We start from the raw sequence: 23,114 nt of genomic DNA, 5'->3' as shown, positions 1-23,114 counted from the left end.
CGGGGGCCTCGCAAATGCCGTGTCCGGCTCATGCCGAGGCCCTCCCGGAAGCCGGAGGCCAAGGGGCCATCGCGCACTGGCGACGTTCCGGAACCTATCCGGCTCCTCCCGCCGGTGCGCCGATGAGCTGCCTGGCGATGAGGGCGAGGGTGATGGCCGCCAGCCCTGTGGTGGCGATCGTGGCGAGGCCCAGCTCGGGCGCCCCGGCCCAGAAGGCCGACAGGGGAATGCGGAACCCAAGCCGGCGGGGTGAATACGTCCACCACGCCCACATGGCCGCGACCGCCACCGCCGCCGCGACCCCCGCCCGAATCCGCCACCTGTCCCGCCTAGCACCCAGGAGGCGAACCAGGGTGAGGGCCTGCAGCGTGAGCGAGCCGAGAATGATCAGCGCAGCGTTCGACTCAACGAGGTTGGGCAACCGGTGTGACGCCGTAGTGCCCAGGAGGACGTGGGTGAGTTCCTTGGTGAACCTCGCCCACCGCGTCGTGTCGATGCCGGGGCCGGTGTTGGTCAGCGCCACCAGGCCGAAGCCCGTCGTCGGGCAGGCGAGCAGGTAGGACTGTGACGTGTAGGTGCCGCCGAGGTGGTCGATACACCGAGGCAGCGGTTGCTCGATCGGCCCCAGCGCGAACGGATCCCCGGCGTGGTCACGCGCCTCCCACAGTGGGCGCACGACCCAGCCGGATCCGTACTGCGAGTACCCGTCGATGTTGCTCAAGGGGGCCCGGGCAGAGGCGAGGGTCTCGGGTGGCAGGCGACTCGCGAACGTGCCCAAGTGCGCCCGGAGGAGTTGGGTGAGGTCGTCGGCCGTCGAGACCTGGAACGCGGACGGCACTGCGCCAGGTGTCCAGGGAGCGGGCATCGGGACTGTGGCCAGCTGGAGCCAGGAATAGTGCCCGGCTGCCACCTCGTCGGCGGCTACTGTGACGGGGGAGGCCGTGGTGTGGGCGAGCGACATTGGGGCTGCCACGAGCGTCGTCATCGCCTGGGCGAACGGCATCCCAGTCACCTGCTCGATCACGGCTCCGAGGAGGTCGTAGTTGCTGTTGGAGTACTCGAACGCGGATCCCGGCGCTGCGACGAGTTCCGCGTCGGCCAGGCGCTCGGCGTTGGTGGCGATTGAATCCGGGACGAACGGCTGCCAACCCCACTGCTCCAGACCCGTCGTGGTGGACAGCCCCGACGTGTGACCGAGCAGGTCGCGCACGGTGATCGTGCTCAGACTCGCGGGGGCGGAGGCCCATCCAGGCAGCAGGTCGGCCACGCGGCGGTCGAGGCTCAGGAGGCCTCCGTCGATCAGCCGGTGGACCGCGAGCGCGGTGAACTGCTTGCTGGTCGATCCCAGGACGAACGGCGTGGATCCGGTGACGGGGCGCCCTTCCCCGGCGCTGCCGAGATGGATCTCCTGCGCAGGCTCGCCGTCGCGGAGGACGACCAGGGCGAGCCCGGCGAGGTCCAGCTCCTCGGCGCGACGCTGCGCGAACTGCTCGATCTCCACCGCCGATGCCCAGCGCCCGATCGCAGCGGGAGTGGCGCTGGGAGGCTCACGACCCACCGCTATCGCGAGCATCGCGGATGCCATGGCGTCGATGGCGATCCAGGCTATCCACTGGGCCAGGGATCGAGGAGGGCGTGCCGCTGCGGCCGCGGCGCGGATCGGCTGCCGACCGGTCATGTCCGTGCAGGAACGCTGCGGCGCAATGCCTCGGAATCATCAGGGAGCGTCAGCGGCGTGTCAGGGTCCTCAAGTAGCGCCGCAAGGCGTTCGAGATCATCCTCCACCGCGCGGGCGTCGCGCTCGAACTCCTCGTCGGTCATGTCCAGCTGGCGCAGGGTGAACAGTACCTCGCAGCCGTCGGGGTGGGGGAGGACCCTGGCCGGGTTGGTGACGACAATGCCCGACGGGAGGGTCACGTCGTGGTCGAAGACGCCGTAGTCATTGACGGGCACGAGCCGGACGGTGACCTGTCCCATGGGGGAGCCGACGATGAGGTCCGGCCCCTTCCGGACCGCGTCGCCTTGGGCCAGGCCTGCGGCCCAGCGGACCAGATTGTCGGGGTTTGCGACGAAGCAGTACACCTCGTCGGCGGGGCGCGGAATGACGCGGCTGAGGTGGCGGCTCTGCATGTATCAAGGCTCCTCAGGTGGGGGTGCGCGGTCAAGGGCTGCGCACCTGTGAGCCAAGCGCGGAGTTGTCGAGTCAGAGCCACGGCACTGACGACCACGACCAGGATCCCGACTTGAGCCGGACGCGCATCTCGTCGCGGCTGGATCGATCAAATTGGATGGATCGGGCCGTTGAGGTCCAGATCAGGCTCGTCGGGCCGCGTCGTGAGCCGTGTCCGGCTCAAGCAGACACATGTCTGCAACTCCTCAGAACGATTGGCCTTAGGCTAGGAGGCCCCTCGTTGCGGTGGGCGCTTCGCGATCAGTAGGTGTGGAGGGCACCTGTGTCCACCGTGCTGTGTGCGCGACGGGCCTAGAACTGACCGCCCAATTTGTTGCGCCGTGGGACGCTGCCCCCGTGACTGCCGATCCCACGCCCAACGCGTCGTCGACCCCTGCCGGCTCGGGCGTTCTCCGCGCCACGGGACGGGTCCTGCTCGGCGCTGCTGTGGCGGCGGCCGGCGTCGGTCATCTCACCGCCCTGCGCCCTGCGGTGGGCGTCGCCACCGCCGTGACGAGAGGCGTCAGCCGACGGTGACCGCCACGTCGCGCAGCGCGTAGCCCGAGATGATGTCGTCCCAGCCGAGCCGCGGCTCCCGCATCAGCTGCACCGGACGGGCGAACAGGCGGGTGAGCAGTATGTCGGACTCCTGAATGGCTAGCGCGTTGCCGGGACACTTGTGCGGGCCGTCGCCGAAGCTCATCACCTCCGGGCCGATGCCGCGGGGGAGCGGCCGGGCCGGACAGATGTCGAGCGGCGCCTCGCCGACGGTGGCGGGATCCGCGTTGGCCTGCCGGACGAACAGGTCCAGCAGGTCGCCTCGAGCGACGGTGTGGGTCTGGCCCCCGTCGGTGAACGTGAACTGGTGCTGCGCGCGCCGGTACAGGTGCCCGACGATGGGCTCGAGCCGCAGGATCTCGTGCAGGATGGCGTACCGCTCGGCCTCGTCGGCGACGACGTAGCGCGCGCGGAGGTCGTCGTCGCGCAGCAGGTGGAGGGCTGCCATGGAGATGAACTCGCGGGTGGTGGCCATGCCGGCGGCGCCGTAGGTGACGCACTCGATGAGGATGGCCGGGACGGCGTAGCCCTCGGCGAGCAGGTGGCTGATCACGTCCTCCTGCGGCTGCTTCTTGCGCTCGCGGATGGCGGGGTGGACGTCCCACAGATAGAACCAGAGCATCGGGATGCTCCCGCGGAGCTGGCGCACGGTGCTCGCGACTCGCCCCTCCGGCTCCGTCGATGCCGGGTCGAAGGATGGCTGGTCGAACAGCCGCTCCAGGCGGTGGGCCATGCGGGTGAGGTCGGAGTTGGTCAGGCCGATCACCTTGGCGGCGACCTCCGTCGAGTACCGCAGCGACACGTCGTCGAGCCGTGCCTCACCCGTGGCGATCATCTCATCGACGAGGGCGTCGGCCCGCGACTCCATCAGCTCGCGGTACCTGGCCGCCACGGTCTTCGGCGCGAAGTATCGCGCGATCTTGCTGCGCTGGAGACGATGAGGCGCGCCGTCCATGAACAGGATGGGCTCGTTGGCCATGGTGCCCTCGGGGATGGCCTCGGAGTTGAACCCGGCCTGGGCGGTGGCGTCGCGCTCGCGGAGGATCTGCCGGACGGCCTCGGTGGAGCGGATCCGCCACACGCCCTCGACGTGCTCGACGCGCGGGGAGTCCGCCTCCCCGGGCTTGACGGAGATGCGGCGACAGGCGGCCTCGGCGCTCATGCCTCCAGGCTAGGGGGATGCCGCGGAATCTGGGGATGATCCCGCCGGGCGGGCGCCCCTTCATCACTGCCTCGGGCGTGGGATACCACTTCGACCAGTGGCCCAGGTCTGTCACCGGCCCTTCAGAGTGGTGATTTGTGGACGGTCTACCCTCCACAAATCACCACTCTCCTAGCCCCTCAGGCGGTGACCGCCGAGCGGGCCGCGATCTCGGCGGCGTAGACCCCCGACGACTCCTTCGGCGTGCGCTCCAATGTGTCGCGGTTGACGGCGTGGAGGCCGAACTTCGGGCCGTAGGCAGACACCCACTCGAAGTTGTCCAGGAACGTCCAGTGGCAGTACCCGAGCACGGGCACGCCGTCGGCGATCGCACGGTCGAGGCCGGCGAGGGCCTCTGGGATGAAGGCGCACCGCTGGGCGTCGTCCTCGGTGGAGAGGCCGTGCTCGGTGACCAGCACCGGGGCACCCGTCGCCTCCGCGACGTAGCGGACGGCGCCCTCAAGCGAGCCGGGCTCGATGGGGGACCCCATCCCGTTGAGCTGCACCTCCGGACCGGCGGCCACCCGACCAGAAGCGTCGTACCAGACCCTCTCGTAGTTCTGGACGCCGACGAAGTCGTCGGACTTCGCCAACTCGAGCCACCGCCCGTAGCAGGCGGTCCGCACGCGGTCCCGGTGGGCTTCGCCGCCCGGCAGCGCCACGTCGTCGGCCACCGCGATGGACAGGCCGACGGGGAGGTCGGGCCGCACCGCCTTGATCGCGGCCCGGGCCGCGACATGCGCTGCCTCGAACCCGTCCTCCAACTCGTCGATCTCCTCCAGCTTCGCGACGTTGCCGGCCCGGTACCGCGGCACCCCGGCGGCGGCGGACGCCGCGTCGAGGGTCGCGGCGCTCAGCTCCCAGATGTCGGGCGGAAGCATGTCGGCCAGGATGTGCTGGAGGTTGGGCTCGTTGAGCGTGACCACCAGCGCGAACCGGTCGCCCAGCCGCTCCGTCACCATCGCACAGAACGCAGCGAACAGCTCGGCCGAGTCCGGCGCGAACCACGAGCCGCGACAGGCGAACCAGTGCGGCAGCGTGAAGTGGTTGAGCGTCACCAACGGCGCGAGCCCGCGGGCGATGCACCCGTCGAGCACCCGGGAGTAGTGCGCGACGGCCGACTCGTCGATCTCGCCCTGGCGTGGCTCGATCCGCGACCACTCGATGGAGAAGCGGAAGGCGTTCAGCCCCATGTCAGCGGCGAGGTCGAGATCGGTCTCCCACTGCTCCCAGGCGCCGCAGGCCACCCCAGCGGGCTCGACGAACACCGTCGGGGTGACGTTCTCGAGGAAGGTGGTGTCGGCGTCGACGTCGCCACCGTCGACCTGGTGGCCGGCGGTGGCCGCGCCCCACAGGAAGGTTGAGGGCATGCTGATCTGGCTCATGGATGTGTTCTTTCTGACGAGGTAAATGGGAAAGGAGGCCGCAGGCTCAGAGCACGCCGGCTTGAAGGTCCTGCTCGGCGTGGACGGCCTTGAGGCGCTGCCGATCGGCCCGGCGTTGGGCCTGCTGGAGCGGATCCGGCACGGGGGAGGCCAGCAGCAGGCGCTGCGTGTACGGGTGCTCGGGCGCCGAGGTGACGGTGTCGCCGTCGCCCCACTCGATCAGCTCGCCGCGCAGCAGAACGGCCACCCGGTGCGACATCTCCCGCACGACGGCCAGATCGTGGGAGATGAACAGGTACGCCACGCCGGTCCGCTCCTGGATCTCCAGGAACAGCTCCAGCACGCGGGCCTGCGTCGACAGGTCGAGAGCGGAGACGGGCTCGTCGCAGATGATGAGCGTGGGGTCGAGCGCCAAGGCCCGGGCGATCGCCACCCGCTGCCGCTGGCCGCCGGAGAACTCGCGCGGCATCCGCTGGGCGGCATCGGCGGGGAGCCGCACGAGGTCGAGGAGCTCGCGCACCCGTCGCTCGGCATCCTTCTTGGGCGTCCTGCGCACGATCATCGGCTCGGTGAGCGAGTCGCCGATGGTCAGCGCCGGGTTCAGCGACGAGTAGGGATCCTGGTAGACCACCTGAATGTCGCGGGTCAGCTCGCGGCGGCGGGCGGTCGTGGGGTGGCTGATGTCCTCCCCGCGGAACCCGATCGAGCCGCCGGAGACCGGGGCCAGGCCCAGGATCGCCCGCCCGATGGTGGTCTTGCCGGAGCCGGACTCGCCCACCAGGCCGACGGTCTCGCCGGGGAGGATGTCGAAGCTCACGCCCTTGACTGCGCGGAACGGCTGGGCGCGGAAGCCGCGACCGGGGTACTCGACGACCAGGTCGTCGACGGTGAGCAGGGGGTGGGTCATGAGAGGCTCCCGATGCCGAGACTGCCGGAGCTGGTCACGCCCGGCAGGGGAGTGCGCGGTGCTCCGGAGGGGATCGCGTCGAACAGGGACTGCGTGTAGGGATGCTGCGGGTTGCGGAACACGTCGACGGTGGGTCCGGTCTCCACGATCACGCCGCGCTGCATCACGGAGACCCGGTCACACAGGTCCGCCACCACGCCGAAGTTGTGGGTGACCAGCAGGATCGCCATGCCCAGTTCATGCTGCAGGTCTCGCAGCAGGTCCAGCACCTCCGCCTGGACCGTGACGTCGAGTGCCGTGCTGGGCTCGTCGGCGATGAGCAGGTCCGGGTGGGAGGCCACCGCGCCGGCGATGAGGACGCGCTGCGCCATGCCGCCGGAGAGTTGGTGCGGGTAGGAGTCGAAGGTGCGCTGGGGGTCGGGGATGCCCACTCTCTCCAGGAGCGAGAGCGCCCGTTCCTTCGCCTCCGCCCGCGACATCCCCAGCACGATCACGAGCGGGTCGGTGAGCTGGGAGCCGACGGTGAACGACGGGTCCAGGTTGGTCATCGGCTCCTGCGGCACGTACGCGATGCGGCGTCCGCGGAGCTTGTTCATCGCGTCATAGCTCAGGCCCACGAGCTCCTGCCCGTCGAAGGCCACCGAGCCGCCGACGACGGAGCCGCCCGAGGGCAGCAGGCCGAGGATCGCGAAGGCGGTCTGGGTCTTGCCGGAGCCGGACTCGCCGACCAGGCCGTGGGTCTCCCCGCGCGCCACGGTGAGGCGGGCGTCGTGCACCACTGTCGTCCACGTGGTCGTGCCCTGGTAGGCCACGGCGAGGCCGTTCACCTCCAGCAGCGGTCCAGCGGCGGGCGCGTCGTGCGCCAACGGCGCGGGCGCTGCCTCCGTCGCGGCGCACCAGGCGGTTCGACCGCGCTTGACTTCGCCTGTGCCCTCCAGCTCGTCGCGGATGGCGGTGCTGAGGAGGGTGAGCGCGACGAGCGTCAGGCCGAGGGCGAGCGACGGCCACACGACCAGCAGGCCGGAGCGGTTGATGTTGTAGAAGCCCTCGTTGAGGATCTGGCCCCAGGTCGGGGTCAGGGGATCACCGAGGCCGAGAAAGTCGAACCCGGCCTGCATGCCGATGCCCGCGGCGATGATGCCGGAGGTCAACAGGATGACCGGCGCGCGGACCGCGAGCAGGATGTGCCGGCCGATGATCCTCGGCGTGGACAGGCCTGAGGTGCGGGCCGCGTCGACGTAGAGCTCGTTGCGGACCGCGCGTACGGAGTTGTAGACCACGCGGTAGTACACCGGGGAGATGAAGGCGCCGAAGATGGCCATCGTCACCCACATCGACGGCCCCATGACCGCGCGGGCGGCGATGAGCACGATGATCGCCGGCAGCGACATGGTCAGCGCTGTGAACCACGAGCCCAGTGAGTCGACCCAGCCGCCGAAGTAGCCGGCGATGAGCCCGGCCGTGACCCCGATGGTCGCGGCGATGGCGGCGACCAGCAGCCCGCCCGCCATGCTGAACGACGTGGCCACCAGGAGCCGGGAGAAGATGTCGCGGCCGGCGGAGTCGCCGCCCAGGAGAAAATCCTCGACAGGTGGGGCGAAGATGCGCCTCAGCGACGTGAGGGACGGGTCGTTCGGCGCGACGAAGGGGCCGATCACCGCGACGATCGCGACCAGGGCCAGGAAGATGAGCGCCGGCCCGCCCAGGGGGTGAACCAGGAGACGCCTGAGCAGGGTGCCGCGCGGTGGCCGGGTCTGGGCGGGTGCCGCCGACGGTGTGACGAGGGGTGTTGTCATGACAGCCGGACCTTCGGGTTGACCCATGCCTGAGCGATGTCGACGAGGGTGTTCACGAGCGTGACGATGATGCCTGTCACGATGACGATGCCCATCACGATGGGCAGGTCGCCCTTCGACGTGCTGGTCAGGGCGAGTGGGCCGAGGCCGGGGATGGAGAACAACTGCTCCACGATCACGGCCCCGCCCAACAGGATGACGAACATGAGGCCGAGGATGCTGAGCGCGGGACCCGCCGCGTTGCGCAGCACATGCCGGTACACGATCCGCCGCGCGGGGAGGCCCCGGCTGCGGAGCGTGCGCACGTAGTCGCGGCCGAGCACGTCGATCATGGAACCGCGCACCTGCTGCGCCACCCCGCCGATCGATCCGATGGTGAGCGCCGCGACGGGAAGGGCGATGGACTGCAGCCACTCGGTGGGTGACACCGTGAACCTCGTGTAGCCGGTGGCGGGGAACCAATCCAGGTTGATGGCGAACACGATGACCAGGAACAGGGCCATGAGGAATCCGGGGATGGCCTGGCCGAGAACCGCCATGATCTGTACGGTCCGGTCGAGCCATCCGCGCCGGGTGGCGGCGAGCGCGCCCAGCACGATGCCGATGAGAGCGGTGAGGAAGACCGAGCCGACGGCGAGTGAGATGGTGACCGTGACGCGGGTGAAGATCGCGTCGGTCACGGGCTGGCCGTTGAACCACGACAGGCCGAGGTCACCCTGGAGGGCGTTGCCCGCCCATGAGGCGAACTGCTCCAGCACGGGCTTGTCGAGCCCGAGCCGTTCCTTCACCTGTGCCACGGCCTCGTCGGTGGCTGTCTGCCCCGCGATGCGGCGGGCAGTGTCGGTGTTGCCGATCTGCAGCAGGAAGAAGGTCAGCACGCTGAGCGCGGCGACGAGGCCGAGGCCCGTCAGCAGCCGCTTGGCGATGAATGTGAGCATGAGATGCGCCCTCCAGGGTTCTCGAGGGATCAGGCCGGGACGATGTCCCAGAGGTTGGACACGGCCTGGCCGTCCTTCATGGTCACCGAGGTGCCGTCGGCGCTCACGATGACGCCCATGACCCGGTAGAAGGGGGCGAACCAGGCCTGATCGACCAGGTACTCGTTGAGCTCCTTGGCCGCGGCCTCGGCATCGTCGCCACCGAGACGCATGCGCTCGGCAAACCCGGCGACGGTCTCGTCGCCCTGGTGGTAGACGTTCCACGCCGAACCCGGATCGACAGCCAGCAGGTAGGTCATCCACGCGATGGGCTCCTGGTTGAGGCCGAAGGCGAACGCCGCCCACTTGCCGCCCAGAAGCTCGCCGATGAAGCCTTCGCCGGCCTGTTCGTACTCGATGTTGATGCCGGACTCGGCCAGGACGCCGGCGATGAGCTCCGGCTCCGACGGGGGCACGAAGCCGGTCTGGGGCATCACGATGGTCACGCCGTCGGGGTAGCCGGCCTCGGCCAGAAGGGCCTTGGCCTTCTCCGGGTCGTAGGGGTAGGCGTCCTCGAGTTCGGGGATGAAGGCCTCGGTGCCGGGGCCGAAGATCTGGGTGGTGGGCTCGCCGTAGCCGGACTCGAGGCCCTGGAGCAGGCCCTCACGGTCGATGGCGTGGTTGATGGCCTGACGGACGCGGACGTCGGCGAGGGCTTCGTTCACCTGGCCATTTCGGTCGGCGATGATGAGGCCCTTCCAGTTCACGGGGGCCTGGTTGATGGTGTAGCCCGCGGACTCGGCGTCGGGGATCTGCGTGACGGAGTTGAGGTTGGCGACGTCCACCTGCTGGTCGCGCAGCGCGTTGAGCAGCGCGGATGCGTCGGCGTAGAAATTGATGGTGATGGCGTCGTAGTGCTGAATGCTCGGGTCCCAGTAGTCCGGGTTCGCGGTGAGCTTGTAGCTGGAGCCGACGGTGGTGGCGGCGGTGTCGAGCAAGTACGGGCCGGAGCCGACAGGGTTGGTCTGCGCGTCGGCAGCGTCGAAGCTGGACGCGGCGGCGACGAGGCCGGAGTTCTGGCTGAGGTAGGTCAGCAGGGCCGGGTCGGGCTTGGAGAGCGTGAGCACCAGGGTGTCCTCGTCTGCCGCGGTGGCCTCGGTGAGGGCGGCGAGGTTGCTCGTGTTGGGGGAGGCACCGTCGCGGAACCGGATCAGGTTCTGGGCCGCCAGGTCCGCGGTGAGCTCGGTGCCGTCGGTGAAGGTGACCCCGTCACGCAGCTCGAGGGTGAGCTCGGTGTTGGCGTCGTTGTAGGTCCACTCCTCGGCGAGCCCGGGTTCGACGGTGCCGTCGGCCGCGGTGCGCAGGAGGGTGTCGTAGACGGCCATGTGGTACGTGGCGACGTTGCCCCATTCGGCGTCGGCCGCCTTCCAGGTGGCGATGTCGACGACGGCGCCGATGCGCAGCTCGCCGCCGCGCTCCGCCGCCGTGGCCGAGGACGCGGAGCCGGCCGTGCTGCCGGTCGAGGTGGTCGGGTCGCTGGAACCCGAGGAACAGGCGGTGAGCGCGAGGGAGGCGGTTGCCCCCAGCGCCAGGGCCTTGATGATGCGGGACATCGGTGTGTTTCCCTTCGTTGGGTCTTCGTCGGTGAAGGTGTGGACGGCGGTCGTCGGCGTCTTGTGAGGACAGTAGATCGAAAATCTAAAGGTATCAAGGTTTTCGTTCCTGGGGTGCTATCGTCCTGCCATGGCAACTGTCCGGGGCGAGTACCGCAAGAGCGCGCAGCGCCGCGAGGAGGTGCTCGACGCGGCCTTCCGCGTCTTCTCGCGGGTGGGCTTCACCAACGCCTCGGTGAGCGAGATCGCGCGGGAGGTGGGCATGAGCCAGCCGGGCCTGCTGCATCACTACGACTCGAAGCTGGCCATGCTCCTGGCGGTGTTCGAGCGCCGCGACCAGACCGCGCAGGACATCCTCGGCGGTCGCCGCGACATCGAGTTCCTGCGTGGACTGCTGGAAATCTCGCGCCGAAACAACGAGAAGCGCGATCTGATCAGGTTCTATACCGTGATCGCCGGCGAGGCGACCAGCCCGGACCACCCGGCGCACCAGCAGTTCAAGGACCGCTTCGAGCTCATCGTGAAGGAGACCACGCAGGCCTTCGAGGACCTACGTGAGCTCGGCAAGCTGCGGGAGGGCGTTGACCCGCGCGCAGCCGCCGTCAGTTGTGTGTCGATGGTCGAGGGGCTCCAGCTGCTCTGGCTCAACGACATCCCCGGCATCGACATGGCCGAGGATATGCGGCGCCACATGCAGCAGTTCCTCACCGTCCCCCTCTGACAGCTGGAGCTGTCGATCCAAAAACTTCAATGTGGAATAGTTTCACGGATTGTCCTGGCGTCGAGGACGACGGTGCGCCGACGATCGTCGACCCGCCGAGCGCCCACGACGATGAGCCTGTCCGGCAGCTTCCTCGCCGACGGCGAGTGGAATTCGTTGCGCTCCCGGAGCCGGAGCGCGTGGCTCAACAGCCGCAGGAGCCGCGCAGGATCAACTCCGGCCGGAACACGATCGCCTTCAGGCCGGGTTTCATCAGCCGTGCCACCGCCGCCTTGGCCATCGCGTCCATCGGGACGCTTGCCGTTGTCAGGGGTGGGTAGGTGAACTCGGCCTCGGGTGAGCCGTCGAACGAGGTGACGGCGATGTCGCCCGGGATGGAGCGGCCCAGTTCGTGCAGCCCCGCGATGAGACCGATGCCCTGCTGGTCCGACATGGTGAACACGGCCGTGCACTCCGGGAAGTCGCGCACCAGCCGCCGCGCGGCGTCGCGGCCGGCCGTCAAGGACCAGTGCACCCGGATCACCGCGTCGGTCGGCAATCCCGCCGCCCCGAGCACGTCGCGCCAACCCCTGAAGCGGTCGTCGATCACGCTCTCGTCCTCGGGGTGGTCTGAGCCGACGACCAGCGCGATCCGGGTGTGTCCGTGCACCTCGACGAGGTGGCGCACGGCGTCGACCGCCCCGTTGTAGAAGTCGGGCAGGACCGACGTCGCATCCACATCCGGCGGCACCAGGCTCAACCGCACCATGGTGATCTTGTTGCGCAGGATGATCTCCAGCGCGGCCGGCTCGGGCACCGCCGCTGAAATGATGCCCGCGACCAGGTGGCCGCTCAGGGACTCGACGAGGTGGGCCAGATGACCCGTCGCGCCCTGGGCGAGCACGAGGTTGACGCCCTGGGCCCGCGCCTCCACCTCGACGGCCTGGGCCAGCGCCGCGAAGTACGGGTTGCGGACGTCCGGGACGATGAGCCCGACGAGGTCCGATCGCCCCATGATCAGCGACCGGGCCGCAGCGTTGGGCCGGTATCCGAGCTTGTCGATCGCCTCCAGGACCCGCGTCCGCGTGGCCTCTGCGACGGGACGGGGGCCGTTGTTGACCACGTAGCTGACGACGGCGGAGCTGACGCCGGCGAGCCGCGCGACGTCGTCGCGGGTTGCCCCCCGCGCCGGCTTCCCGTTCTCGCTGGTCATCGTCCCTTTCATCGTCGTGGTCAAGCGTAGGGCTCCCGCGCCGCCGCGGGCCAATGCGTCAGTCGACGGCCTCCACGAGGTAGAGCAGGCTGTGGTCGGGGTGCACCAGGGCCTCCATGACGCCGACAGAGCCCAGAACCCGGCCCGAGAGGACGACGCCGGACTCGTCGGCGATGGGGACCAGTCGCGGAGGCCGGCCGGCGGTGAGGTCGACGGTTTCGGTGGCCATGTCGCGTTCGACGCCCCACCACATCGCCGGACGCAGGCCCGACGGCACCCGCCCTACCAGCACAGGGGAGACGCGGTAGCGGCGCTCAGGATCCAGGCCCGGCATCCGCAGCCGGCCGCGCAGGGCGGTGACGTGCGTGGAGACGGACGCGAACGAGTAGATCGCCTTGGACCGATCCGGTGCGACGACGCCGGTGGCCATGAGGGAGTCGCCGGGGAAGTCGATCCGCACCAGGTCGCCGCCGTGCAGCAGTTCGCGGTGGGCCTTGTGGAACGCGACCCACTCGCTGAGCTCGGCCAGCTCGTCGTCGGAGGCCTGGCGCAGGTCCCATTCGATGCCGAGGTGCCCGAACAGCGCCGTGCCGGCGCGGAAGTTCAGCTCGTGCGTGCGGCCGGTGGTGTGGGAGGTGCCCGACGCGATGTGCGAGCCGAGCAGCTCCGGCGGCAGGAGCTGCTGGGTCCAGCGCATCATCTGCTGGCGCTCCAGCGGATCGATGCAGTCCGAGACCCAGACGCGATCCGTGCGCTGGAGGATGCCGAGGTCCACACGGGCGCCGCCCGACGAGCAGGACTCGATCTCGAGCCCGGGGTGGGCCGCTTTGAGCTCGTCGATCAGGCGGTAGACGGCCTCGGTCTGCGCGTGTACGCCGGCCTGGCCTGTGGCGTGGGTGCCGGCGTCGATGAGGTCGCGGTTGTGGTCCCACTTGATGTAGCTGATGTCGTACTCGTCGAGGATCGCGTTCATCTGGCCCAGGATGTAGTCGAAGCACTCCGGGATGCCGAGGTTGATCACCTGCTGGTGCCGCGACTCCACGGGCGTCCGGCCGCCCGTGGCCATGATCCACTCGGGGTGCGCGCGGGCCACATCGGAGTCCTCGTTGATCATCTCGGGCTCGAACCACAGTCCGAACTGCATCCCGAGCTTCTTGACCCGGTTCACCAGCGGGTGCAGGCCCTCGGGCCAGATGTCTGTCGAGACCACCCAGTCCCCGAGGCCGGCGAAGTCGTCGCGGCGGGCGCCGAACCAGCCGTCGTCCAACACGTAGCGCTCCACGCCAACGCCGGCCGCCTTCTCCGCGAGGTCCAGCAGGGGCTGCAGCGAGTGATCGAAGTAGACCGCCTCCCACACGTTGATGGTGACCGGTCGCACCGACGACGGGTGCTGCGGCCGCGACCGCAGGTAGCGGTGGAAGCGACGAGCCACCTCGTCGAGGCCCGTGCCGTAGGAGCCGTAGAGCCAGGGGCTGAGGTATTCAGCTCCCGGCGCCAGCACCACCTCGCCGGGGAGGAGCAGCTCGCCGCCACCGATCACCTGCTCGCCGGTGAAGACGCGCTCGGCGTAGTGGGTGTGGTTGCCGCTCCAGCCCACGTGCACCCCCCAGACCTCGCCGTCGGCGAAGCTGAACGAGGGGGTTCCGGCGTGCAGGACTGTCGCGGCGTCGGCGCCCGTGCGGCCCTTGCGGCCCTCGCGGACGTGCGCGCCGACGGTGAAGTCACGGCGCTGCGGCACGCGCTCCTTGGCCCATCGGCCGGCCTGGTCCTGCAGCTCGGAGGCGACGGTGGGCACCGGGAGGGCGAGGACGAGGTCGTCGAGACGGTAGTCGTCGTCGCCGGCGTTGAGGAGGCGTGCCTGGCTGCGCAGGATGCCGCCGGCGGTGAGCTCCATCGTGAGGCCGATCTCCAGCCCGGCGGTCTCGTCGCGGGCGAGTACCTCGACGGTCCCGGCGCCCAACTCGACGAGCGCGGGCGCCGTGCCGGAGGCGGCTGTCTGCGTGCCGTCGACGAGCAGCGTGTGCGTTGTGAACCGCGGCGACCAGGCCCGGCCGTCGGCGCGGGATCCGCTGAGACCCGGGCGGCCGACCCAACCCGACCAGTGCTCGGGCAGGAGCGCGAGGCGGCTGGGCTCGTCGACGGTGCTGGGTGCGGCGGGCATCACGGCGGTAAGCGCCATCGCCGAGACGTCGTCGGCGCTGAGCTCACCGAGGTCCGGGCCCCAGTGCAGGAGCGAAGGGAGGCGCCCGTCGGTCAGATCGACGACGACGCCGACCCCCTCGGTCCGCAGTGTGACGTAGGCGTGGATGGGCTGGCTCATGAGGGATCCCTCCTGGATCTGTCCGAGTTCTTGGGGGAGTGACCGGCGTGGCGGGAACTGCGTTGTCCGTCGATCATCTACGCATGTAGATATCATGGTTGCATCAGCACAGGGGCGAATGCAAGCGTGGATTCTGCGCAATAACGATTCTGTAACGGGGTCTTGCGCTGCCGATGTAACGCGTGTAGATTCCATCATGCAAACCCGCACACACCCGTCAGAGATGCCGGGGCAGTCCCAAAGAGGGGAACGTGGTGAGTACACGAACCATCGAGCACAGCCTCGACCCGAACCGCAAGCGCAAGAGCGACCTCCGCACCGCGCTGATGTTCATCGCCCCCGCCGCCATCGGCTTCGTGGTCTTCTACCTCGTGCCGGCCATCCGCGGCGTCTACTTCAGCTTCACGCAGTACAACATCCTGGGGAAACCCACCTGGATCGGCACCCAGAACTTCGAGAAGATCGCCGTCGACCCGCTGTTCTGGAACGCCATGAGCGTGACCATCTGGTACGTGATCCTCAACATCGGCTTCCAGACCGTCATCGCGGTCCTGCTGGCCGTGATGATGCAGCGGCTGACCAAGTCCATCGCGCTACGCGGTGCCCTCCTGCTGCCGTGGCTGATCTCCAATGTCATCGCCGCCATGCTGTGGTTCTGGCTGCTGGACTACCAGATCGGCCTGTTCAACCAGGTCATCGAGTGGATGGGCGCCTCCAGGATCGCCTTCTTCGCCGACGAGATGTGGGCCATCCCCACCATCGCCTTCGTCAACGTGTGGAGGCACATGGGCTACACCGCGCTGCTGGTGTTCGCCGGACTGCAGACCATCCCGAAGTACATCTACGAGGCCGCCTCCATCGACGGCGCCTCCGAGTGGACGTCGTTCTGGAAGATGACGCTGCCGCTGCTGCGCCCCGTCCTGGCGATGATCCTGGTCATCACGGTCACCGGCTCGTTCCAGGTGTTCGACACGGTCGCGGTCACCACACGAGGCGGCCCCGTCAACGTCACCCGCGTGATGCAGTACTACATCTACCAGAAGGCCTTCGGTGAAGGTCAGTTCGGCTACGGCAGCGCCCTGGCCGTCATCCTCTTCATCATCCTCGCCGTCCTGGCCGCCATCCAACTGCGGATGCTGCGCGCCGGCGAGTCGGACCTGGCGTAAGGAGACCCATCATGGCCAATCACGCTGACACCACCACCGAGGCGCCGGTCAAGCGCACCAAGAAGAAGTGGAACGCCGGACGGATCCTCGCCTGGGCCGCGATGATCGCTTTCCTGATCCTGTCGCTCTTCCCGTTCTACTGGATGCTCCGCACCGCCCTCTCCACCACGAGGTCCCTGTCGTCGGACCCGTCATCACTCCTCCCGGTTGACTTCACCCTTGGCGCCTTCAGGCGCGTGCTCGGACTCGCCACCCAGGAGGAGGCCATCGCCGAGGGCGGCTCCGGCGCGTCGGTGAACTTCTGGCTCTACCTGCGCAACTCCGTCATCTACGCCGGCGCCGTCACCATCGGCCAGGTGTTCTTCTCCGCGATGGCGGCCTACGCCTTCGCCCGGCTGCGCTGGCCCGGACGCAACATCGTGTTCGGGATCTTCCTCGGCGCCCTCCTGGTGCCGCCGATCTTCACCAGCCTCCCCAACTTCCTCCTCATCAAGAACCTCGGCCTGCTCAACACCTTCCCAGGCATGATCCTCCCGTCGTTCCTCATGACCCCGTTCGCCATCTTCTTCCTGCGCCAGTTCTTCCTGGGCATCAACAGGGAGATCGAGGAGTCGGCGTCGCTCGACGGTGCAGGCCCCTGGCGCACGTTCTTCCGGATCATCCTCCCGATGAGCACCGCCCCCATCACCACGCTCGGCATCCTCACCTTCATCGGCACCTGGAACGACTACTTCTGGCCGCTGCTGGTGGGCAACTCCGAGAACACCAAGGTGCTCACCGTGGCGCTGGGCGTGTTCCGCTCCCAGACCCCGGCCGGTTCGCCGGACTGGGCAGGCCTCATGGCCGCGACCCTGGTGGCCGCCATCCCCGTGCTCATCCTCTTCTTCGCCTTCGCCCGAAAGATCATCGACTCGATCGGCTACTCGGGCAGCAAGTAGCCCGCGGTCGTCACCCTCCCCCCTGTCCGCCCCCTCTCACCCCACCCCTTCCCGAAAGGAACAGCAATGCCGAAGTTCACCCTCCGCAAGGCCGGTACCGCCCTCGCGGCCGTCACCGCCCTGTCCCTGTCGCTGACCGCATGCGGCGGCGACACCGAGCCCACCGCCACCACCGACGGCGGCGCGGCCATCGACACGAGCGCCGCCTCCGGCGAGGTCGACTACTGGCTCTGGGACAACAACCAGAAGCCCGCCTACGAGCAGTGCGCCGCCGGCTTCAAGGAGGAGTCCGGCGTCTCGGTCACCATCACCCAGTACGCGTGGGACGACTACTGGTCCGGCATCACCAACGGCTTCGTCGCCGGCACCGCTCCGGACGTATTCACCAACCACCTGTCCAAGTACCCGGAGTTCGTCACCCAGGGACAGCTGCAGTCGCTCACCGCAACCCTCGAGGCCGACGGCGTGGACGTCGGCAACTACCAGGAGGGCCTCGCGGACCTCTGGGTCGGCCAGGACGGCGAGCGCTACGGCCTGCCGAAGGACTTCGACACCGTCGCCATCTTCTACAACAAGGCCCTCATCGCCGACGCGGGCGTCGACGAGGCCGAACTCGCCACCCTCGAATGGAACCCGGAGGACGGCGGCACCTACGAGGAGATGATCGCCCACCTGACGATCGACAACAACGGTGTTCGTGGCGACGAGCCCGGCTTCGACAAGAACAAGGTCGCGGTGTACGGCCTCGGCCTCGACGGTGGCTCAGGCGGCGGCAACGGCCAGACCCAGTGGAGCATGTACTCCGGCACCACGGACTGGACCATGACCGACCAGAACCCCTGGGGCACCAAGTACAACTACGACGCCGCCGAGTTCAAGGACACCATCTCCTGGATGGCCTCCCTCGCCGAGAAGGGCTACATGCCCACCGTCGAGGCCGTCACGGGTCAGAGCTCCGGCGACATCTTCGGCGCCGGCAAGTACGCCATGATCACCAACGGTTCCTGGATGATCAACCAGATGTTCGGCTACACCGGCATCGACACCGGCCTCGCCCCCACCCCCACCGGCCCGTCCGGTGAGCGCGCCTCCATGTACAACGGCCTGGCCGATTCCGTGTGGTCCGGTTCGGACAACAAGGCCGGCGCCATCAAGTGGGTCGAGTACCTCGGCTCCGCCGCCTGCCAGGACATCGTCGGCGAGGCCGGTGTGGTCTTCCCGGCCATCCCGTCGGCCACCGAGAAGGCGCAGGCTGCCTTCGCCGATCGCGGGATCGACGTCGAGCCGTTCCTGGTGCACGTGAACGAGGGCACCACCTTCCTGTTCCCGATCACGGACTACGCCTCGCAGATCACCGGCATCATGCAGCCGGCGGTTGACGCGGTGTTCACCGGCCAGGCCGACGCCGATTCGCTGGATGCGGCAAACGAGCAGGTCAACGCCCTGTTCAACGGCTGATCTAGCACTGAAGGGGCCGGGCGGGAGACCGTCCGGCCCCCTCGCGCGTCGGATCCCACACGTCACCCGCACCCGGGGCTCTGGCGGGGTCGGGTTGGGGCGTTTTGAGCCGATGGATGGGGTCGCGGCGACCCCCCTGCGGCAACTGAGCGCGAGCCTCGCCGCGAGCCCATCCATCGGCTCAAACCACACCGGACAAGGAGATCACATGGCCACCGTCACCGTCCCGACTCCCGACCTCGTGCGCGTCCAGCTCAGCCCCCGCGGCTCCTGGCGAGACCCGCGAAGCACCGGCATCGACGTGCGCTGCCTGCCCGACGGTCACGGCATGGCGGTCACCGTCGCCGCGGCCGGCGTACCCGTCAGCCGGGTGCACCTCCGCTGGCGCCGCACCCTCCCCGCCGACGCGCTGGTCCTCGGCGACGCCTGGGAGCGCACCTACGGCGACGCGTGCTGGCAGCCGCTCCGCGCCGACGCCGTGCACCCGTGGATGGTGCTGATCCACTCGCCATCGGCCGCCTCCACCTGGGGCGCAGGCGTCGACGTCCGCGCGGGATCGTTCGCGTTCTGGACGGAGGACGCCGACGGGGTGTCGCTGTGGCTGGACCTCCGCGCCGGCTCGGACCCCGTCGACCTGGGCAGCCGAGAGCTGACCGCGGCCGTCGTGCGCTTCGTCGACGGCGGGGCCGCCTTCGCAACGCAGGGCGAGTTGGCCTCCGCGCTCTGCCGCGACCCTCGCCCGTCCGGACCCCTCGTCGGGGCCAACAACTGGTACTACGCCTACGGTCGCGGGTTCGATGCGGACGCGGTGGTGCGCGACGCGCGGACCGTCGCCGAGCTGGTCGGCGACCATCCCGTCCGACCCTTCGGGGTCGTCGACGACGGGTGGAGCCTTGACGGCACCGCCGATGGCCTGCCGGCGTCGGGAGGCCCGTGGGACGTGGGCCGCCCGATCGAGTTCCCCGACATGGCTGAGGTGGCGGCGAGGATCGCGGCGGAGGGGGTGCGGCCCGGGGTCTGGTTCCGGCCGCTGCAGCACCGCTGGGAGCCGGAGGCCGGCGGACTGCGGCCATGGCAGGGCGGCTGGGCGTTGGATCCGAGTCACCCCGCGACCCTCGAGCGCGTCGCCGACGACGTCCGTCGCATCCGAGGCTGGGGCTTCGAGCTGATCAAACACGACTTCTCCACCTTCGAGGCACTCGGCCAGTGGGGGCCGACGATGGGGCCGCGGCCGATCGCCGACGGCGTGCACGTGCACGACCGGACCCGGACCACCGCAGAGGTGCTGGTGGACTTCTACCGGGCGATCAGGGTCGCGGCGGGGGACGACGGCGTAGTCCTCGGGTGCAACGTCGTCGGACATCTCGCGGCCGGGCTCGTCGAGGCCCAGCGCACCGGTGACGACACGTCCGGCCTGGTGTGGGAGCGGACCCGGCGGGTGGGCGTGAACACGTTGGCGTTCCGGGCGGCGCAGCATGGGCGGTTCTTCACGGTCGACGCGGACTGCGTGCCCAGCACCACCGGCACCGACTGGGGGAAGAACCGCCAGTTCCTGGACCTGATCGCACGGTCCGGGACGGCGCTGTTCGTGTCGGTGGATCCTGTGACGAGGACTGATGCGGTGGACGCTGACCTGTCGGCGGCGCTGCGGCTGGCGCTCGACGGAGGGGTGCCAGGGGGAGTGGAGCCGCTCGACTGGCTTCACGCGTCGACGCCGTCGGTCTGGCGCGCGGGTGGCGAGACGGTGCGCTACGAGTGGATGGCCGACGAGGGGTCGGACCCGTTCGACGCGACGGGCGACGCGGCCCCGCCGGCCCCGGAGGGCTGACCGCAGTCCCAGGGTGAGGTCGTGTTGATCTCGTCGCGGGCTGTGCCGCCCCGGCCCAACGCGCTGGGACGCGGGTGCACCGGTTGGCGGATGGTCGGCCAGCTCATCGGTGGGTTCGGGGCCTGCGTTGGGTGATCCGGATCCTGCTGGCCTTCGTCGCACTCGCGGTCATCGCAGGCGCCGCCGGCTGGGGTGAGGTCCGCGTTCCGGAGCCGAGGCGGGTGTGTGGCGGCTGGGGTGTGTCGGCTTTGACCGCGGAAACGTGACAGGACTGGCACCCACCCCACCCCGCCCTGAGCGTGGACACCCGCGCTGGGGGACCGATTCCGCGCAGGAGGTCCGACGGCAGTGCGAGTGGGGCGTCGAGGGACCGCTGAGCTGGCACCTTGCCGTGGGAGTCGCAACTGTGCACGAAACGCCGCGTGAAGCGTGGCCGGATGGGCTGGGCGTCCATGAGGCGGGGGTGTGACGGCGTGTCGTGCGCAGGCAGGCGGCGGGTACTGGTCTGGTCCGGGTAGGGCTTGGGCGCCGTCGCTGGGCTTGCCGCGCGGTCAGGCGAGGGACTTGGCCAACGTCGCGTCGCGACGTTCGAAGCCGACATGCTCGAGGTAGCGGCGGTGGACGTCGGTGGTGGGTGACGCCGTCACCTCCCGGATCCCGTGGGCGCGCAGTGCGCTGGTCCTCGACCCGTAGATCCAGCGGCCCAGCTCGGAGTCACGGTAGGCGGGGAGGACGTAGTCGAGGGTCAGGTGGAGGGTGTCGCCGTCGCGCGTGCCGAGGACCGCGCCTGCGGGCATGCCCTCGCGCATGAGGACGAAGGCGGTGTCGGCCGGGCGCTGCTCGTACTCGGGCTGGGACCGGCGGATGTCGTCGAGGTGCGAGTGCAGGAAGTCCACGAGGAAGGGCGCGTCGGGGGCGATGGGTGTCGCGCCGAGGTCGGACTTGCTGCTGAACTCCTTGTAGAGCGCGATGCAGTGAAACACGACGATGGTGATGTTGGCGAGAAGGATGGGAACGGAGCCGATCATGGCACCGTAGGCCACGTAGAACACGGACCCGACGAGCGAGATGATCCGAATCTTGACGATGGAACTCATCGCGAAGGACAGCACGATCAACACCGAGGCGATGTAGCCGACGAGCTCTACCCAGTTCATGTTGCGTACTTCCTTCGATTGCGCGGCCTTCGGTTGCCCGCCGTCGAACGGCGTGGGCCTGCCGGGACAGCGTCGCATACCGCGGGCCTCGTCGCACATCCGTCTAGGGGAGGCAAAACGACGTGGGACCGGACTCAGCTTACGGTGACCACAACCTGGGCGTACCTCGTCAACGCGGGTGTGCCGTCGTCGGTCACCTCGATCACCACGACCGCGCGCTGGCCCGGTTCCGCCATCGACGGGAGTGTGATCGTCGCCTCGAAGCCGTCCGATTCCAGCGTCGGCTCGTCGCTCAGCGACCCCGCCTCCGAGTACACCCACCACTTCGCGACGAGGGCGTCGCCGTCGGGATCGCTGGCCGTCGCGTGGAGGGTCACCGACCCGCCCGGGGAGAGGGTCACGTCGGCCGGGCCCGACACGATGGGCGCGTGGTTCGCCCCCCGGAAGTCCGGGGTGATGCCCCAGTCGGCGCGCGCGGCGAAGTCGTTCTGGAACGCCGCCGCCCAGCGCATGCAGGTGTACACCCGCTGCTCCAGCCCGACGTGGGGGTTGTGGTCCTCCCCGGCGACGAAGGTGTGCGGGTTGCCATCGGTGGCCACCAGGCGGCCGGCCCAGCCGCCCAGGCTCGGATCCTCCAGGAAGCGCAGACCGGTGGGGATCAGGCACATGAAGGCTGGGGTGTCGCCCTCGCCGGTCCAGTCCAGGCGTTCGAAGCCGCCGATGAGGCCGAACATCCGGAACGCGGAGGGGTCCTTCGCCTGCCCCGGCTGCCAGCCGGGATTGTCGCCCTCGCCCTCGAAGTAGGTCCCGTCGCCGATCAGGCCGTAGTTGGCCAGCACCGGGCCGTGCCCGTACTTGATGTTCGGCGCCCAGAACCCGGCCCGGTAGTAGGGCATCAGCTCGGGGGAGGCGAAGCGGCGTGAGAAGGACGTGAACCCGCCGAAGGCCCCGTCGAAGTCGAGCAGCGGGATCTCGGGCCACGCGTCGGCGATGTAGTCGGCGTAGGCGGTGTCCTGCTGGCCGATGCTGAGGATGACCGCCTTGTGGACCACGGCTGCGCGGATCTCTGCCCAGTCGCTCGAGTCGATGTGCTCGAGTTCGATGCTGAACAGCGCGCGGGCGATCGTGTTGGTCCCGCCCCAGACCTGCAGGTAGAGCGGGCGGGGGTCGTCGTCGAGGAGGGCGGCCTTGATCAGCTCGGACCCCTCGGAATCGCTGCTGAAGTCGCTCTCGAAGGCGACATTGCCCACGGCCACCGTGGCCCACAGTTCGGCGGGGGAGGGGTAGTTCGGGTCGTGCCGGAGGAGGTTGGGATATACCTGGCTGTAGTCGCTGAGGATGATTTTCTCCATCCAGCCCATCGGTTCCCAGCGCCAGGTGGTTGCGTCGTCGGAGCGGGCCTCGCTGCCGGCGGTCTCGCCCATGAAGCTGGTGATCAGCCCCGCCTGCTGCGCTTCGCGGAGCGTGTGCACGCCGTCGCCCTGCCAGTGGTGGACCGAGGAGTTGTAGATCAGGCCGACGATGTCCAGCTCGTTGGCGTAGTAGAGGAGGCGCAGGAACGAGTTGATGTCGTCGGCCTCGCTGTCGGTGGTGACGATGGTCCGCGGGCGCGACGATGCGGGCGCGGGCAAGGGCGGAGTGTGGAGCTGCACCGCGAGAGCATAACACTGCGGTATCGAATAGGTATGCGGCCCACATGCCCACCCCACACCCCCCGACCGCACTTGGGGCCGGCCCGGGCATGCGCTCCCGGGCCGGCCAGATCAGGGGGTCGACGTCCACCCGCG

Annotated in this window: 18 protein-coding genes; 6 read left to right on the top strand and 12 right to left on the bottom strand. The window is 69.2% G+C overall.

The annotated features are described in order from the left end of the window. Window positions 1–94: 94 nt before the first annotated feature. Both ACX1D0_RS10470 and ACX1D0_RS10465 read right to left on the bottom strand, forming a co-directional pair. Complete coding sequence (locus tag ACX1D0_RS10470) at window positions 95–1,678, bottom strand: serine hydrolase domain-containing protein (RefSeq protein WP_459017820.1); 1,584 nt, start codon at window positions 1,676–1,678, stop codon at window positions 95–97. Then, window positions 1,675–2,130 (bottom strand): SRPBCC family protein, encoded by a 456-nt coding sequence (locus tag ACX1D0_RS10465; protein WP_459017819.1) that lies wholly within the window; start codon window positions 2,128–2,130, stop codon window positions 1,675–1,677. The genes ACX1D0_RS10470 and ACX1D0_RS10465 overlap by 4 nt, the downstream gene beginning before the upstream one ends. A 397-nt stretch (window positions 2,131–2,527) precedes the next feature. Here ACX1D0_RS10465 and ACX1D0_RS10460 point away from each other — a divergent pair, with 397 nt between their 5' ends. Next, the gene (locus tag ACX1D0_RS10460; RefSeq protein WP_459017818.1) at window positions 2,528–2,707 is read left to right on the top strand and encodes a hypothetical protein; all 180 of its coding nucleotides are present in this window, start codon (window positions 2,528–2,530) and stop codon (window positions 2,705–2,707) included. On the opposite strand, the gene ACX1D0_RS10455 is transcribed toward ACX1D0_RS10460, so the two are convergent. The 6 genes from ACX1D0_RS10455 to ACX1D0_RS10430 form a co-directional block, all read right to left on the bottom strand. After that, on the bottom strand, window positions 2,694–3,890 hold the full coding sequence (locus ACX1D0_RS10455; protein WP_459017817.1) for a cytochrome P450: 1,197 nt from the start codon (window positions 3,888–3,890) through the stop codon (window positions 2,694–2,696). The two genes, ACX1D0_RS10460 and ACX1D0_RS10455, sit on opposite strands and share 14 nt — an antisense overlap. Before the next feature lie 179 nt (window positions 3,891–4,069). Further along, window positions 4,070–5,314 carry a glycoside hydrolase family 1 protein gene (locus tag ACX1D0_RS10450; RefSeq protein ID WP_459017816.1) on the bottom strand — a complete coding sequence of 415 codons (1,245 nt, stop codon included), beginning with the start codon at window positions 5,312–5,314 and terminating at the stop codon, window positions 4,070–4,072. A gap of 46 nt (window positions 5,315–5,360) precedes the next feature. Next, entirely contained in the window at window positions 5,361–6,221 is an 861-nt protein-coding gene (locus tag ACX1D0_RS10445; protein ID WP_459017815.1) for an ATP-binding cassette domain-containing protein, read from the bottom strand. Further along, on the bottom strand, window positions 6,218–8,017 hold the full coding sequence (locus ACX1D0_RS10440) for an ATP-binding cassette domain-containing protein (protein WP_459017814.1): 1,800 nt from the start codon (window positions 8,015–8,017) through the stop codon (window positions 6,218–6,220). The genes ACX1D0_RS10445 and ACX1D0_RS10440 overlap by 4 nt, the downstream gene beginning before the upstream one ends. After that, the gene (locus ACX1D0_RS10435; protein WP_459017813.1) at window positions 8,014–8,955 is read right to left on the bottom strand and encodes an ABC transporter permease; all 942 of its coding nucleotides are present in this window, start codon (window positions 8,953–8,955) and stop codon (window positions 8,014–8,016) included. The genes ACX1D0_RS10440 and ACX1D0_RS10435 overlap by 4 nt, the downstream gene beginning before the upstream one ends. A 29-nt stretch (window positions 8,956–8,984) precedes the next feature. Continuing rightward, window positions 8,985–10,547, bottom strand: a complete 1,563-nt coding sequence (locus tag ACX1D0_RS10430) for an ABC transporter substrate-binding protein (RefSeq protein WP_459017812.1) — start codon at window positions 10,545–10,547, stop codon at window positions 8,985–8,987. A 130-nt stretch (window positions 10,548–10,677) separates the two neighbouring features. Between ACX1D0_RS10430 and ACX1D0_RS10425 the strand changes: the two genes are divergently transcribed. Next, window positions 10,678–11,268 (top strand): TetR/AcrR family transcriptional regulator, encoded by a 591-nt coding sequence (locus ACX1D0_RS10425; RefSeq protein ID WP_459017811.1) that lies wholly within the window; start codon window positions 10,678–10,680, stop codon window positions 11,266–11,268. A gap of 184 nt (window positions 11,269–11,452) precedes the next feature. Here the strand turns inward: ACX1D0_RS10425 and ACX1D0_RS10420 are convergent, their stop codons facing one another. Both ACX1D0_RS10420 and ACX1D0_RS10415 read right to left on the bottom strand, forming a co-directional pair. Next, complete coding sequence (locus tag ACX1D0_RS10420; RefSeq protein ID WP_459017810.1) at window positions 11,453–12,460, bottom strand: LacI family DNA-binding transcriptional regulator; 1,008 nt, start codon at window positions 12,458–12,460, stop codon at window positions 11,453–11,455. A gap of 58 nt (window positions 12,461–12,518) precedes the next feature. Further along, the gene (locus tag ACX1D0_RS10415) at window positions 12,519–14,780 is read right to left on the bottom strand and encodes an alpha-galactosidase (RefSeq protein ID WP_459017809.1); all 2,262 of its coding nucleotides are present in this window, start codon (window positions 14,778–14,780) and stop codon (window positions 12,519–12,521) included. A gap of 254 nt (window positions 14,781–15,034) precedes the next feature. Between ACX1D0_RS10415 and ACX1D0_RS10410 the strand changes: the two genes are divergently transcribed. The 4 genes from ACX1D0_RS10410 (at window position 15,035) to ACX1D0_RS10395 (ending at window position 20,170) form a co-directional block, all read left to right on the top strand. Next, the gene (locus ACX1D0_RS10410; protein ID WP_459017808.1) at window positions 15,035–15,946 is read left to right on the top strand and encodes a carbohydrate ABC transporter permease; all 912 of its coding nucleotides are present in this window, start codon (window positions 15,035–15,037) and stop codon (window positions 15,944–15,946) included. Window positions 15,947–15,957: 11 nt separating this feature from the next. After that, window positions 15,958–16,884: a carbohydrate ABC transporter permease gene (locus ACX1D0_RS10405; protein WP_459017807.1), complete on the top strand. Its 927-nt coding sequence runs from the start codon at window positions 15,958–15,960 to the stop codon at window positions 16,882–16,884. A gap of 66 nt (window positions 16,885–16,950) precedes the next feature. Continuing rightward, window positions 16,951–18,342: an ABC transporter substrate-binding protein gene (locus ACX1D0_RS10400; protein WP_459017806.1), complete on the top strand. Its 1,392-nt coding sequence runs from the start codon at window positions 16,951–16,953 to the stop codon at window positions 18,340–18,342. 208 nt (window positions 18,343–18,550) lie between these two features. Continuing rightward, on the top strand, window positions 18,551–20,170 hold the full coding sequence (locus tag ACX1D0_RS10395) for an alpha-amylase family protein (protein WP_459017805.1): 1,620 nt from the start codon (window positions 18,551–18,553) through the stop codon (window positions 20,168–20,170). Between the two features lie 551 nt (window positions 20,171–20,721). Here the strand turns inward: ACX1D0_RS10395 and ACX1D0_RS10390 are convergent. Then, window positions 20,722–21,327: a GNAT family N-acetyltransferase gene (locus ACX1D0_RS10390; RefSeq protein WP_459017804.1), complete on the bottom strand. Its 606-nt coding sequence runs from the start codon at window positions 21,325–21,327 to the stop codon at window positions 20,722–20,724. Between the two features lie 134 nt (window positions 21,328–21,461). After that, window positions 21,462–22,979, bottom strand: coding sequence for a DUF1593 domain-containing protein (locus ACX1D0_RS10385; RefSeq protein WP_459017803.1), 1,518 nt, complete (start codon window positions 22,977–22,979; stop codon window positions 21,462–21,464). Window positions 22,980–23,114: the final 135 nt, after the last annotated feature.

The sequence above is a fragment of the Tessaracoccus pujii genome, from assembly GCF_054483895.1.
The sequence above is the reverse complement of the archived record's forward strand: the minus strand, read 5'-3'. Positions and strand labels throughout refer to the sequence as shown.

What these genes read in the sequence shown, in the direction of transcription:
- ACX1D0_RS10470 (WP_459017820.1), bottom strand. Translation starts at nt 1,678, where the DNA reads ATGACCGGTCGGCAGCCGATCCGCGCCGCGGCCGCAGCGGCACGCCCT.
- ACX1D0_RS10465 (WP_459017819.1), bottom strand. Translation starts at nt 2,130, where the DNA reads ATGCAGAGCCGCCACCTCAGCCGCGTCATTCCGCGCCCCGCCGACGAG.
- ACX1D0_RS10455 (WP_459017817.1), bottom strand. Translation starts at nt 3,890, where the DNA reads ATGAGCGCCGAGGCCGCCTGTCGCCGCATCTCCGTCAAGCCCGGGGAG.
- ACX1D0_RS10450 (WP_459017816.1), bottom strand. Translation starts at nt 5,314, where the DNA reads ATGAGCCAGATCAGCATGCCCTCAACCTTCCTGTGGGGCGCGGCCACC.
- ACX1D0_RS10445 (WP_459017815.1), bottom strand. Translation starts at nt 6,221, where the DNA reads ATGACCCACCCCCTGCTCACCGTCGACGACCTGGTCGTCGAGTACCCC.
- ACX1D0_RS10440 (WP_459017814.1), bottom strand. Translation starts at nt 8,017, where the DNA reads ATGACAACACCCCTCGTCACACCGTCGGCGGCACCCGCCCAGACCCGG.
- ACX1D0_RS10435 (WP_459017813.1), bottom strand. Translation starts at nt 8,955, where the DNA reads ATGCTCACATTCATCGCCAAGCGGCTGCTGACGGGCCTCGGCCTCGTC.
- ACX1D0_RS10430 (WP_459017812.1), bottom strand. Translation starts at nt 10,547, where the DNA reads ATGTCCCGCATCATCAAGGCCCTGGCGCTGGGGGCAACCGCCTCCCTC.
- ACX1D0_RS10425 (WP_459017811.1), top strand. Translation starts at nt 10,678, where the DNA reads ATGGCAACTGTCCGGGGCGAGTACCGCAAGAGCGCGCAGCGCCGCGAG.
- ACX1D0_RS10420 (WP_459017810.1), bottom strand. Translation starts at nt 12,460, where the DNA reads ATGACCAGCGAGAACGGGAAGCCGGCGCGGGGGGCAACCCGCGACGAC.
- ACX1D0_RS10415 (WP_459017809.1), bottom strand. Translation starts at nt 14,780, where the DNA reads ATGAGCCAGCCCATCCACGCCTACGTCACACTGCGGACCGAGGGGGTC.
- ACX1D0_RS10405 (WP_459017807.1), top strand. Translation starts at nt 15,958, where the DNA reads ATGGCCAATCACGCTGACACCACCACCGAGGCGCCGGTCAAGCGCACC.
- ACX1D0_RS10400 (WP_459017806.1), top strand. Translation starts at nt 16,951, where the DNA reads ATGCCGAAGTTCACCCTCCGCAAGGCCGGTACCGCCCTCGCGGCCGTC.
- ACX1D0_RS10395 (WP_459017805.1), top strand. Translation starts at nt 18,551, where the DNA reads ATGGCCACCGTCACCGTCCCGACTCCCGACCTCGTGCGCGTCCAGCTC.
- ACX1D0_RS10390 (WP_459017804.1), bottom strand. Translation starts at nt 21,327, where the DNA reads ATGAACTGGGTAGAGCTCGTCGGCTACATCGCCTCGGTGTTGATCGTG.